Here is a 13,376-nt window from a genome sequence, read left to right on the forward strand (position 1 = left end):
TTCAGAAATGAGCCCGAAAACGGGATTTTTATTTCAGCCGAATTGAGATTGAAAGAAAAGAAATCTTTGCCTTGAACTTGCGAAGAGGTGGACCTAACTACATACTCTTTCCCGCATCAGACCATTCAACCCCTTATCATTCTCCTTTGTCATCCTGGAAGGATCTTGGTGGCGAACTAGACAAGCTGATACTAAACATATCTTGTTTAAGGTGTGGCACGACCAAAAAATGCGCTTGGTTAAAGTTTTGTGGCCCAACACATCACAAATAAATCGCTTTTACAACGCTGCAATAAAGGCCTTGATCAGGGCAAACACCTGCGGGAATTTGGTCAGGGGCAAGGTTTCGGCTTTGTCATTAGGGTGGTGGTACTCGGTGGTGGTGCCGCCCAGCGTGTAAAAGAAAAATGAAGGCACGCCTTGCTCGGTGAAATAGTAATGGTCTGAGTTGGCCGCTTTTCCCCGACTTTTAATCTGCGGTAAAAACTGGTGCTGTCGGTTGAGCTGTTGTAAGAGGGAAAACTGCTTTGGAAAAACAGAACCGTTCACGGCCATCATGCCTTCTTCGCCGGTGCTCATTAAGTCCAGGTTCAGCAGGAATTTAATCTTGGCCAGCGGGAACAGCGGGTTCTCTGTGTAGAATTTGGAGCCCAGCAAACCGGCTTCTTCGGCGGCGAAGGCCATAAACGCGATGGAATAGTCTGGTGTGTTCTGCGGCTGCGCGTACCAATGGGCCAGTTCCAGCAGAAAAGCCGTGCCGCTGGCGTTGTCATGGGCGCCCGGGAACATGAGGGTTTTGCCTTGGCGGCCCAGGTGGTCATAATGCGCCGTGATCACCACAAACGAGTCTGGTTGCAGCTTGCCGGGGATAAAGCCAATGAGATTCTGGCTTTTGTAGGCTTGTTCCAGGCGGGCATCCACGGCAAATTTCACTTTCTTGGCGTGGGCGGGCCAGCTTTTCTCCAGCACTTCCAGCACCGGGAACGGCAATTGCTCAGTGCGCACCGTGGCCATCACCTTGGCGCCGGGTTGCAGCACCACTACCGCCTTCACCGTGGCCAGCTGAGCCCGGAAAGGCTCAGGCAATGACAACAGATTTTGGAAATGCCGCTGCCGCACCACCAGCACCGTGTTCCTGAGTTTGGTGGCCAAAAAGTTTTGGGCGGCATCTACGTCTAGCAGCAAAGTGGTGTCTAACTGGTACACGCGCCCGTCACCGGCACCTGCGCCCGTGGCGCCGTGGGCAATGAAATCTACGCCGGGCTGCAGTGTTTGGCCGTTCACTTCCAGGAGCAGGCGGTTATCCAGAATGTTGATGGGAAGCGTGAAGTTCTGCCGAAACCCAGCCGTAAAAGATTGTAGCCCCATGCTTGCGTACCTTTGTTCCAGGTAATTGGCGGCCAAGCTGTCGCCTTTGAACGCGTAGCCGCGGCCGTGCATTTCTTCAGAAGCCAACGCCGCAATGGTCTTCCGGACGCGGGCCATATCTTGACTCAGGGCTGTGAAACCAGAAAGCAACAGAAGAAAGCAACACAAAAATCTCAGCCGCATAGGATAATGAAAGAAGTGGAGAGGATGGGAAAAATGCGTTTTCGGCCTCATTTTCAGAAATGAGCCTAAAAACGGCGCACCACCGCAAACCAGAGCACCAGCCCCAGAAGGCAGCCCACGGTGTTACTGATGGCATCGCCTATGTCTGCAGACCGGCCGTAGCCCATGGAGCCCTGCAGCACTTCTACCAGGCCTCCAAACAGCACCACCAGCAGAAACGCCACCGTGAAAGAAAGAGAAGTCAGGTTGCGGTCTTTGCGCAAGGCATACAGCGCCAGCAAAAGTTGGCCCCCGAAGAGCACAGCATGGACCAGGGAATCAAAGGTGAGGAGTTCCCATTGCGGGGCGGAAGGTAACGCCTGGGCAGGCAGCAGCGTCCCGATCAGGATCAGTACTGCCCACCCCAGCGCCGGTGCATAGGTTAAAAAACGCACCAAATGAACTTAAGCGCCTACCAGTTCGCGGTATGCGGCAGCCGTCATGAGCTCGGCTACTTCGCTTTCATTGTCTACTGACATTCTGATCATCCAGCCATCGCCGTAAGGGTCAGAGTTCACCAGTTCTGGGTTGCCATCCAGTTTTTCGTTGATTTCCAGTACAGTGCCGGTCACGGGGCAGAACAGGTCAGACACGGTTTTCACGGCCTCCACGGTACCAAACACTTCGTCTTTGGCCACGGTTTTGTCCAGCGTGTCAATGTCCACGTACACAATATCGCCCAGTTCGCGCTGCGCGAATTCTGTGATGCCTACAAAAGCCTCATTGCCTTCAATGCGTACCCACTCATGGTCTTTGGTGTATTTCAGTTCTTCTGGGAAGTTCATAGTTTGTGTTTTAGTTGTTGTTCAAAATTACATTCTTTTTTTGATGTGGCAGACGCCGCGCCTCGCAAATTTACGAAGCTGGTGCCGTGGTCGTTTTCCTGTTTTCGGGCTCATTTCCGGAAATGAAGCCGAAAACGGGAATTTTTAGCCTAGGCCACGGCCTTTCCTTTCATTCACCTTCCATCGGCTTGGCCGGAACAGAGTTCCTCTTTATTCATTCAATGTTTGCAGCCACCCTTCGGAAGACTACAAACAGCGGGGTTAATCATACATGATAAGATGGTTTGCTATTTTCCATTCAGAGTCATTCTTTGTGAGGCGCATATTTAGGAGGATATTTTGGGGCATGACTTCAATTTGGACTCTGACAGCTTGGGGATTTTCCCTAGCCATAGTAAAATCTCCTAAGACAATGTATTGCTTTACAAGGCCTGCACCGACACGATTGACGAAACGGACTTTGTATTCTTCCCTTTTCAAATCAAAGCCACTCTTAATAGAAAGCAGTTCATTGGTTTGTATATAAACTCTTTTTGAGAAGTATATACTATCAAATTGCACGCTGTTTATTACAACATTCAGTATTTTCTGTTTTTCAGTAGTATAATCTTGGCAATAAGATTTTCTTCCCCCAAAAAATAGTATCAATAGAATAAGGAGTGTTTTGACTTTTTTAGACATAGTTATGACTCCCCATGCTTGAAATCTTTTAAACGCTGGTTCAATATTTCCCTGTTTTCGGGCTCATTTCTGAAAATGAGCCCGAAAACAGGAAATTCTTAGTCAGACAGACTGAACCGTATCTGCACGCCGCCCTCGGTCACGGTGTTCCGGAAGGAGTTGGCCACCTTGGGTTCATTGATGTTCTGCGTGAAATAGAGTTGCACGTTCAGGCGCTGGCTCACCACATAGTCAATGGTGGGTCTGAGCTGCATCTGCAGGCTGCCGGCGGTGGTGAGGTTGTTCTGGTATTCCACGCCGTTGTTGTCTACGGCAATGGTGCGCTGCACGGTCTCATTGTCTCTAATGGTCAGGTCCAGGCGCATGGTGAGTTCATTCTGCAGGGTCTTGCGCTCGCCGCCAATTCTGAACGGCACCTTAAAGTTGGTGGTAGTGTAGCCTAAGCCGACCACAATGTCCTTCACGCCGTTTTCGGTTACTTGGGCGTTGGTCATGTTCAGCAAGAGATTGCGTTGGGTTTTGTATTCCAGACGGCCGGTGATCTGGCCTTTGGTTCTGAAGTTCACCCCAATCAGCGGCGACATGCTCTCGGTGATGGCTACCTGGTTTACAATGTAATATGGAATGATTTCGCCCTGCTGGTTGGTGATGTCTGGGAAGCCTGACGGTTCAAAGTTATATTCCAGGGACGTGCTGAAGTTGGCCACCGCCAGGTTGGACTGGTAGGCGTGGTTCAGGGTAAACGAGCTGAAATATTTCTGGAACAGCGGCAACGATGACAGACCGTTGTACACAATGTTCCAGTTGGGCAGCGGCACGGCGTCAAACGGTTTGGCGGGTTTGGCTTCGTAGCCTTCCACGCCTTTGCCCTGGTACGCGCGTATGAACGCCGGAATCAAGACATCCTGCGAGTTCATGGCATACACGCCGGGGCCGTTGTTGGCTGCGTTCAACTGGCTGGCAATGGCCGAACGGTTTCTGATGAAGGTCTCAAACGCCGCCGACTGATTTCCTGCCTTGGACTCAAACATGGTCTGCACCGTAATGAACGACACGCGGTACGCGCCCGTAGTGAACGGATTCTGGCGTTTCACCACCAAATCCTCGGTGTCACGGCGGTAAAACACTTCCTCAATCTCAGACTTGTTCATGGCCGCGTCTAAGGTGATGATGAAGTTTCTGAACGGTTCTATGGTGGCTCTGGCGGTTAAATTGATGGAGTTCAGGGCGCTCAACGGCGTGTTCAGGTACTGGCTGCTGTCGGTGTACCAGCCTTCATTGTTAGCCCTTTCATACAATTCATTCAACGGATATTGTTTCCCCAGCACAAAGCCCATGCCTGGCGCGCCAAACCCGTCTGCCAAGCCAAAGTTCTGCGCCGTTGGCAAGAAGCCTGGCAATAACGTGCCTTCGGTCTGGGCGAACGTGAAATTGACGGACCTCGCTGACATTAAGGTGCGCAACACGGCTTTGAGGGCTTTGTTCTCGCGTTTCTGGGTAGAGTCTGCGGCAGCTGCACCGGGAGTTCCGGAGGCAAGTCTTCCGTTCTGCGCCTGTTTTACGCTGGGTTGCGGCGTGGCATCATTCACGGCTTTCAGAATCTTGACTTTGTTGTACAAGCGCACTAAATCTACTTTTCCGCTGAGGCTCTTTTCGGTCTTGTTTTCAATGGTGTTCCCCAGTTGCAGCGTGTCATTGTTGCTCAAGGCCGTAGACGCCGAGGTCCAGGTGAAGCCAGCCTCGTACCGGGCATCCGCAGAAAGCCAGTCAGTGAGCGGGAATTTGTCCAGCGGCAAGCGGTAGGTGAGGGCAACCAGTTGGTTGAAGTTGGTATTTCTTCCGAAGCGCTGCAGGTTGTGCCAGATCTGCTTGTTTTTCCAGCGAAGCGAGTCCACATCACCGTTAATGCGGCCGTCCGGCTCGTCAATGACTGAGCGGTTGGTGGCGGTGTAGTCCAAGGACAAACTCTTGGTCAAATCCCACTTCACATCATAAATACGGTTGAAGAAGAACGATTTCTGGAACGTTGGCCGGTAGCCCGCGGTGTCTGGCAAACTGTACGGCGATGTGCGGCCCTGCATAAACGTTTCATTGTACCGGCGGTCCAAATCGGCGCGCACGGCAATACGGGCCGGCATCAACGTAAAGTTGAACTCTTTTAACCAGCGCAGGTACGGTGACTGCGCAATTTTGGCCTCAGAGAACGGTTGGTAGCTCTTGGGCGTGTTGTTAAACGTGTAGGCAATGCCGCCCGTGTAGGACTTGGTGTAGTTTCGGTCTGTCTGAATATCTGTGTGCAAGACCTCTGTGTAGGCATAAGACACCGAGAGGTTCTCTATGTCATAGATGCGACTCTTAGCCTCGGGGTCTGTTTTTTCCTTGCGTACGTTGAGTAAGTTAATGCTCTTGGTAGTGGTCTGGCTGACTATTTCCTGCCTATAGGCCTCGCGTTCCCCCTCGTTCTCAAATTTCTGTAAGGAGAGGTCCATTTCGGTGTCTCGGTCCAGCGGGTCATAGCGCGGTTCTACCACTGTTTTGCCGTACTGCACAGACAACGGCACTACCAGGCCCAAAGACTTAGGCAAGAGTTTCTCAGCGGCAATGTTGGCCGTGATGTCAAACTGACCAGTATTTTCCCGAGCCCGTTGCGCGGCGCGCTGCTGAATGCCGCCAAAGCCTACGGTGGTATAGCTACCGGTTGCGGTCAGGTTGGCAAAGTCTGCGAGTTTTACGTTGGCACGTGCGGTGGCAGCCCAACCAGCGGTGCGGTCAAAGTCAGACACGCGCAATTCATTCACCCAGATACACACTGACTGCGAGGACCGGTCAGCGGTGGCTGGGTTCTGCAAACCAATCATGATGCTCTGCACTTCACTGAAATCTGGATTTCCCATCACACTGATGATTTTGCCATCTACGGTTTCAGAGAACAAAGTATTCAAAGGATGATTGGCCCGGTTCCGGAGAGATTTAATGCGCACTAGTTCATCAAAGGCCAGGTCCACGGTATTGCCCGGGTCCCAAATCTGGTTAGGGTCTGTGCTGCCCTGCGGCGTGATTTTTAACGGGATGGAATACTCGTAATAGTTTTGGGTGTAGTCTGTGCCAATTCTAATGAATGCTCTTACTTCATCATTCTGCGTGCCGCTGGCACTCTGCGCGTGAATGTACATTTTCAGGCGCTTGTAAATCAGCATGTCCTGTGACACGTTTTTGTACACCGCCTTGCTGAAAGAATCACGTAAGTTCTCCACGCACAACTGCAGGGCTTGCTCGTTCTGGCGGCGGTTGTTAGATGAAGAATAGTCGCGCTGGCGCTCTACGCCCGGCGGCAAGGTGTACGGAATAGTGCCCTGGTCTACTTCGCCGTTTTCCTCAATGCTCACCGTAGATACGTTGAAGTTGTCTGCGTCTGAATCACAGCCCTGGCACGGCACGCCGTTAGACAGAACCGTGTTGTAGGTACGCCATTGGTTGGCCACAAACTGCATCTGCACCATACGCAACACCACCGGTTTCTCAAACTGGGTCATGTACATACGCATGAACCGGATGGACTTAAAGCCCTGCATGTTGTTCACGTTGCCCGTAGGCTTTCTGATGGGAATCCGGAATTGGTACCAGCGCACTTGCTCACCGCCGGCATCCAGCGTGTCTACGCGGTCTACAATGTAGTTTTCGCCCACGTTCATGCGTGACGGCCGCAGGTCAATACCATATTCATAGTACTGCTCCAGGTCACTGATCACGTTGTCACGGTTCAGGTCTTCTTTGTCTGGGTAGGCGTAGCTGGAAAGGTTGCTGTTCACCGGCGAGTTGCCTTCCATGCCGTTGAAATCCTTATATCTTCTCAAGACATTGGTATTGCCAGCGTCATACACAGGGTCTAAGTGGTGCCGGAAGTTATCTGCTGAAGGGTCAGCGAACGTGCCGTACTGGGCATGAATCCGTTGGAAGAAAGCCTTTTCATCTGAGTCATTCAATCCTTCCAGACCTATGTCCTGAAACTGGCGCGAGCCGGGGTTGTTGTCAAAGGCGTCTGTGAGGAACTGGTTACGGGTCACACGGCCCCAGGGGGTATCTTCTACGGCTTGCAGGTTGCCGTCGGTGGGGAGGCCGTTCTCAAATGCGTACCGTTGGTCTTTGAGCAGGTCTTCAGAGATGTTACCCAAGTTAAACACCAGTTTTCCGTTTTCATCCCGGCTGTTCTCCGCATCATCTTGGCCGGTGATAATCTTTCTTCCACGCTCGCCCTTAATGAACGGGTCCATCATCCAGAACTCCAGGTACTCAATGTTGGCGTTGTCAAAGTTGTTGTCAAACGAAATGTCCCGGCTGATACCGGCCCAGTTATTCCGGATGCTGTTATTGTTGAAAGAACTGTTGAGCAACCTAATTCCGTCTGCACTTACGTTGGGGTTGTAGTTATACTGGCCGCGTTCCTCTGGGTAATAGGCTAGGTCAAAGGTGTACTCAAAGGTGTTGTTGGTCTCCGGGTCCCGGTTCGGGAAGATCTCACGGCGCTGCACGCCCCGAATGTAGTGGTTTTCCAGCTCCTCCCGCGTAATGTTGCTGGGTCTAAGGTTGTTAGCGGAATAGTAAATCTGGTCAATGGTGTACCACGCCAGTTTAGCCCGGTTGTACGCGTACTCCAAACCCGTTCTGTTGGCCGCTAGCGGGAAAGGCGTTGCCGCCACGCGCCAGGCGTTGGTGTTAAAGCCGCCCAGGGTGTACGGGGTTTTGGAGTTTTCAAAGTCATCAATGTAAGACACGCCGTTCTCCCCTACAAACTCAGTTTTCTGCGGTACCAACTGGGCAATTTCAGCGCCTAAGGTAATAGAAGACGGGGCTTTGGTCTCCAGGAAGGGCAACTTGTCGGTCATGCGGGTCAGAAACCTGGAATCACGACGGTAGTTCACATCAAACCCATAGACGGTATTGTTGCTGGGCTCATCGCCAATGCTCACGCGGTTAATAAAAGGTCGCTCGCCCTGGTGCAGGACGGTGGCGCCTAAAATGAGGTCATTGTCAACTTTGTAGTCAAACCGTGCGCCCAGCAAAGTGCGGGGTTGAATGTTAAGAATGTCGGCTTTTTCAAACGTCACGCGCAGGTTACTGGCGCTGTTGAGGTAGCTGGGGTTCAGAATTTTAACGCGGCCCAAATCATAGAACACCTGGTAATCCTGGCCTTCCACCAGTTTGGTGCCACCCGAGAAAACCGCCACCGAGCCTTCGGCAATTCTGATGCCCGGTAGCATAATTTCATCTGTGCTGGAGGCTTGGTACCGACCGGTTAAGAAGAACTTGTTCTTTTGGGAAAACTGCTGGGCGTCTGTCTGAATGGAGTCATACAACTCCTGGTACACGTATTTCTGAATCAATTGATTCTCACTCACCGGGTCAAACCTGGAGCGCAGATAAGAGCCGAACGGTTCTACCTGCGGGAAGAAAATACGGCCGGTCTCTGGGTCAATGGTAATACCAGACAAGAAGTCAAAGTTACCGTCTGCAGGGCGGTCATTGTTGGTGTTGACTTTGTCCAGGTTGAAGACCTGCACCAACGGAATGCCTTTTAACCGAGATTCGTCTTGCAAACTGGTCAGGTCCCCGCCCGTTTCATCGTCTTTGTAGACTACGTTGAGTTGGAAGTTGTTGCGTTCAATCTGGTTGGCGTTGAGCGCGTACACGTTCTTCATCATCAGGTCCCAGGTGGGGGTGTTGAGGCCGGGGTTGGTGGCACGCAGCAACTTCAGGAAAATCACCTGGTCTTCCTGTACGTTCTGGTAATCATCCTGCAATTCGCCCACTTTGTAGGTACGGCCGTTCAAGGTGTATTCGAACGCCACGCCCAACACTTGCTCTGGCAACAATGTGGAATTCAAGGAGATATAACCCAGCTGCGGGTTGAATTTGTATTCGCGTTGGTCCAGGCGGCGGGCGCGCACGCGTTCAAAGTCAACGGTTTTGCGCAGGCCCAAAGACTCCAAAAAGTTATCTACCTGGTTATTGCCCCGTACATTGTTGGCCGTGAGCGACCCATACAAACGGTTCTGTCCGTTTCCGGCGGCGGCGTTGGGAGGCAAGCCATTGCTGAACTGGTTTCTATACGGGTTCGGTTCGCCCAAATCCATGAGGGCCACAATGTTTCTCAGGTTCTGGGTGGTGCGGTTGTCATTGGTGATGTACACTTCCAGCCTTCTAATTACAATGCCTGAATTCACCAACGGCAAATTTCTGAGCGACTGGTCATATCTGTCTCTAAAGAACTGCGACAGGAAGAAGTGGCGGTTGGCGTCATATTCATCGGCCCGTATCTCAAACCGGCGGTTCTGCGCCCCGTTCTGAATGTCTACCGCGTCAATGCTACCGCGTTGGTTGGCGGCAATGGCGGTCACAGAGAGTCTGCCTAACTGCAACTGGGTTTTTAAACCGAACAAATTCTGCCCGCCGGAAATCAAGGAGTTGTTCAGCGGAAGGCTTACGTTACCGGCCTCAATCTTTCTGATGATTTCCTCTGGGTAGCCGGTGTATTCCAGCTTTAGGTTGTTCTCAAAATCGAAGTTGGCTTTGGTATCCCAGTTAGCGGTGATGCGCATTTTCTCGCCTATGCGGCCATCAATGTTTAAGGCAATGCTCTGGTCAAACTCAAAGTCACCGGTGCTCTGCTGACGTAAAGGAATGGCTGGGTTTTCATTGCGGTTGAACAGCGCCCCAAATTTGAGCGTGGCCAACCCGTTTGGCCTGATGTCAACGGTATTGCCGCCAAACAGACGGTCAAAGGTGCGGCCGCCCACATCAATGGTAGGTACCAGGCGGCGGCTGGTGGCGGCGGGGTTCTGTTCGTCTAAGCTCTGTGATTTGGTGCGCCAGTATTCGCGTATGGCCTGCCGTTGCTGGTAGCGGCTATACTCCTCAAAGCTCATGGTGCTGGGGTCGCGGTAGTCAAAATCGCCAATCTGCTCCCGTATCTCATAGCGCTTCAGGCTGTCATCTGGCTGCACATCTAAGGTGATGTTCTTGGGCAGCGGCAACAGCAGCGGCGACTGGGAGGTGCGGTTAGAAAACGGGTCGCCGCGCCGGTCATCAAACTGAATTTTTGGCCGACGGGACGGAATGTAGTCTATTTTCTTGGTGGTGTCTTGTGCCGGCTGCTGGGCAGCAGAAAAAGCCAAAAAGCGGACGCCTGCGTCTGCTATGGAAAACTTACCGGGCTCGGCCTGCGTGAGCCAAGCCATCAACGACACCAACCCTACCGCGGCTGCAAGAATCTGAGGCTTCTTTTTAGTAAACACAAATAATAAGAGAGAAGTAGCTTAAGATGACTTAAGGGCAAACTTGATGAGATCTTCCACGGTTAGGGCAGTGCCTTCGCGTTTAATGATGGCATCTAAGGTTTTTTCGGCCACATTCTTGGCAAAACCTAAGGTAACTAATGCAGATAACGCCTCGTCACGGGACGTATTGTGCGCATCAAATGAGACATTTATGCTGTCTGCGCCCAAGCCTTTCCTGAACTTGTCACGCAGTTCAAGAATGATGCGCTGAGCCGTTTTGGCGCCTATGCCTTTCACCTGCTGTATGGTGCGCACATCTTCACGCACAATGGCCTGCTGCACCTCTGCCACAGTGAGCGAAGAAAGAATCATGAGCCCAGTGTTAGGCCCCACGCCTGAAATAGAGATAAGATGCAGAAAGGCGCTTTTCTCGGCGGGGTTCACAAAGCCATAAAGCGTGTGGGCGTCTTCCTTGATGTGCAGGTAGGTGAACAGTTTGCAGCGCTCACCGTCTGGCAGGGCCGTGTAGGTGTTCAGGGAAATCCTGAGTTCATAGCCCATGCCGCCCACGTCAATGATCACAAAAGAAGGGTCTTTGTAGGTGAGGCGGCCGTCTAAGTATGCTATCATAGAAAGAGAAGGTCAGAACTGAAAGCTGTGCTGCTGTAAAGAAGTGAAAAATTTCCGTTTTCGGGCTCATTTTCAGAAATGAGCCCGAAAACGGAAGGTAAGTAGCTTAATTTTTCCGTGCGTACGGCATGGCATTATTTAAAGTTTTGCCTTGCACACCTGCGCGTCTACCACCGCAATGGCCACCATGTTGATGATCTCCCTAACCGATGAACCCAACTGCAGAATGTGCACCGGCTTGCGCATGCCCATCAGCACCGGGCCAATGGTTTCGGCTCCGCCGATTTCCTGCAACAATTTATAGGCAATGTTCCCCGCCGACAGTGCCGGAAAAATTAAAGTGTTCGCGCCTTTGGTAGCCAACTCACTGAACGGATAATGCTCCTGCAAGAGTTCAATGTTCAAGGCGGTGTTGGCCTGCATCTCGCCGTCAATCAACAGATCTGGGTAGCGAAGTTTAGCCAAACGCGTGGCCTCGCGGGTTTTGGTGGGAATAATACCGCCGCTGGACCCGAAGTTAGAGTATGACAACACGGCCATGCGGGGCTCCTGGTCAAAGAACCGTACGTAGCGCGCCGTGAGGCCAATAATATCCACCAGTTCCTCGGCGGTGGGGTGCAGGTTCACGGTAGTGTCTGACAAAAAGTACGGGCCTTTTTTGTTCTGTACAATGTACATGCCCGCCACCTTGTTCACGCCCTCGGCCACGCCAATCACGTGCAGCGCCGGCAGAATGGTAGAGGAATACTCGCGCGTCAAGCCAGAGATCAGCGCATCGGCCTCCCCGGTTTCCACCATCATACACCCGAAGTAGTTTCTGATGCGCACCAGCTTGCGGCAGTCAAACAAGGTCATGCCTTTGCGCTTGCGTTTTTCATAGAGCAGGTGGGCGTATTTCTCGCATTTGGCGTCTTCCTCGCGCGGGTCTATGATCTGGCAGCCGTCCAGTTCCAGGTTGAATTCTTCTATCAGTTCCTGAATGCGCGCGCGCTCGCCCAACAGAATTGGATAAGCCATTTTCTGCTCCAGCACGGTTTGCGCCGCCTTTAGAATCTTGTAATTATCGGCCTCCGCAAAGACCACTTTCTGCGGGTCTTGCCGTGCCTGCGACAGAATGCGGTTCATCAGTTTCTGGTCAATGCCAATGCGGGCCTGCAGTTCATGGTCATAGCGTTCCCAGTTCTTGATGGGGTTCTTGGCCACGCCAGATTCCATGGCCGCCCGGGCCACCGCTGGACTAATGGTGGTGATCAAACGCGGGTCTAAGGGTTTGGGAATCAAATACGTGCGCCCGAAGGAAATGCTGTTGTCGCCGTAGGCTTTGTGCACAATATCTGGCACAGTTTCCTTGGCGAGTTTGGCCAGCGCATACACGGCAGCCAGTTTCATGGCCTCGTTGATTTCGGTGGCGCGCACATCCAAAGCGCCCCTAAAAATGTAAGGGAAGCCCAGCACGTTGTTCACCTGGTTAGGATGGTCAGAGCGGCCGGTGGCCATAATCAAATCATCACGGGTGGCCATGGCCATGTCATACGGAATCTCGGGGTCTGGATTCGCCAGCGCGAAAATAATGGGGTCTTTGGCCATCAGTTTCACCAGTTCAGGGGCCAACACGTTGCCGGCGCTCAGGCCTACAAACACATCGGCGTCCTGCATGGCTTCGGCCAGCGTGGTGATCTTGCGCATGGTCACAAACTGGGCGCGGTAAATGTCCAGGTCGTTGCGCTCTGGGTTGATGATGCCGTCTTTGTCAAACATGACAATGTTGTCAATGTCCACGCCCAGGGCCAGGTACAACTTGGCGCAGGCAATGGCGGCGGCCCCGGCGCCGTTGATCACCATCTGAATCTTTTGGATGTCTTTGCCGACTAACTCCAACGCGTTCAATAAAGCCGCGCTGGAAATGATGGCCGTGCCATGCTGGTCATCATGCATCAAGGGGATGTTCATCTGCTCGCGCAGCGCATTCTCTATCTTGAAGCTTTCCGGGGCTTTAATGTCCTCCAGGTTAATGCCGCCAAACGTGGGCTCCAGCGACTTTACAATCTGGATGAATTTGTCTGGGTCGGTTTCGTTGATTTCAATGTCAAAGACGTCAATGCCGGCAAATTTCTTGAAGAGTACACCTTTTCCTTCCATCACGGGTTTAGACGCTTCCGGTCCGATGTTTCCCAAGCCCAACACGGCGGTTCCGTTGGTAATCACACCCACCAAGTTGCCTTTGGCGGTGTATTTATAAACGTCCTCAGGGTTGGCGGCAATTTCTTTACAAGGCTCCGCTACGCCGGGGGAATAGGCGAGGGCAAGGTCCAGTTGGGTACTCACCATTTTGGTGGGCACTACTTCTATTTTCCCGGGTTGGCCTTGGCTATGGTAATTGAGCGCGTCTTCCTTGTTTATTTTAATCATTTCCTTC

7 protein-coding genes are annotated in these 13,376 nt (G+C 52.2%); all 7 read right to left on the reverse strand.

Translation table 11 applies throughout. The features are described from left to right. Positions 1-279: 279 nt before the first annotated feature. The gene (locus IMY23_RS16135) at positions 280-1,485 is read right to left on the reverse strand and encodes a M28 family metallopeptidase (protein WP_192823074.1); all 1,206 of its coding nucleotides are present in this window, start codon (positions 1,483-1,485) and stop codon (positions 280-282) included. A 131-nt stretch (positions 1,486-1,616) separates the two neighbouring features. Then, the gene (locus IMY23_RS16140; RefSeq protein ID WP_192823075.1) at positions 1,617-1,985 is read right to left on the reverse strand and encodes a VanZ family protein; all 369 of its coding nucleotides are present in this window, start codon (positions 1,983-1,985) and stop codon (positions 1,617-1,619) included. A 9-nt stretch (positions 1,986-1,994) separates the two neighbouring features. Then, positions 1,995-2,375 (reverse strand): glycine cleavage system protein GcvH, encoded by a 381-nt coding sequence (gene gcvH / locus IMY23_RS16145; protein WP_192823076.1) that lies wholly within the window; start codon positions 2,373-2,375, stop codon positions 1,995-1,997. Positions 2,376-2,636: 261 nt separating this feature from the next. Beyond that, positions 2,637-3,056 (reverse strand): hypothetical protein, encoded by a 420-nt coding sequence (locus IMY23_RS16150; protein ID WP_192823077.1) that lies wholly within the window; start codon positions 3,054-3,056, stop codon positions 2,637-2,639. A gap of 98 nt (positions 3,057-3,154) precedes the next feature. Beyond that, the gene (gene sprA / locus IMY23_RS16155) at positions 3,155-10,348 is read right to left on the reverse strand and encodes a cell surface protein SprA (protein ID WP_370589879.1); all 7,194 of its coding nucleotides are present in this window, start codon (positions 10,346-10,348) and stop codon (positions 3,155-3,157) included. A gap of 21 nt (positions 10,349-10,369) precedes the next feature. Further along, positions 10,370-10,960, reverse strand: a complete 591-nt coding sequence (gene ruvA, locus IMY23_RS16160) for a Holliday junction branch migration protein RuvA (protein WP_192823078.1) — start codon at positions 10,958-10,960, stop codon at positions 10,370-10,372. Positions 10,961-11,098: 138 nt separating this feature from the next. After that, positions 11,099-13,369, reverse strand: coding sequence for an NADP-dependent malic enzyme (locus IMY23_RS16165; RefSeq protein ID WP_192823079.1), 2,271 nt, complete (start codon positions 13,367-13,369; stop codon positions 11,099-11,101). Positions 13,370-13,376: the final 7 nt, after the last annotated feature.

The organism is Rufibacter sp. LB8 (genome assembly GCF_014876185.1).
Classification (GTDB): domain Bacteria; phylum Bacteroidota; class Bacteroidia; order Cytophagales; family Hymenobacteraceae; genus Nibribacter.

Coding starts and splice junctions, on each gene's coding strand:
- IMY23_RS16150 (WP_192823077.1), bottom strand. CDS start 3,056: ATGTCTAAAAAAGTCAAAACACTCCTTATTCTATTGATACTATTTTTT.
- IMY23_RS16165 (WP_192823079.1), bottom strand. CDS start 13,369: ATGATTAAAATAAACAAGGAAGACGCGCTCAATTACCATAGCCAAGGC.
- gcvH (WP_192823076.1), bottom strand. CDS start 2,375: ATGAACTTCCCAGAAGAACTGAAATACACCAAAGACCATGAGTGGGTA.
- IMY23_RS16135 (WP_192823074.1), bottom strand. CDS start 1,485: ATGGCCCGCGTCCGGAAGACCATTGCGGCGTTGGCTTCTGAAGAAATG.
- ruvA (WP_192823078.1), bottom strand. CDS start 10,960: ATGATAGCATACTTAGACGGCCGCCTCACCTACAAAGACCCTTCTTTT.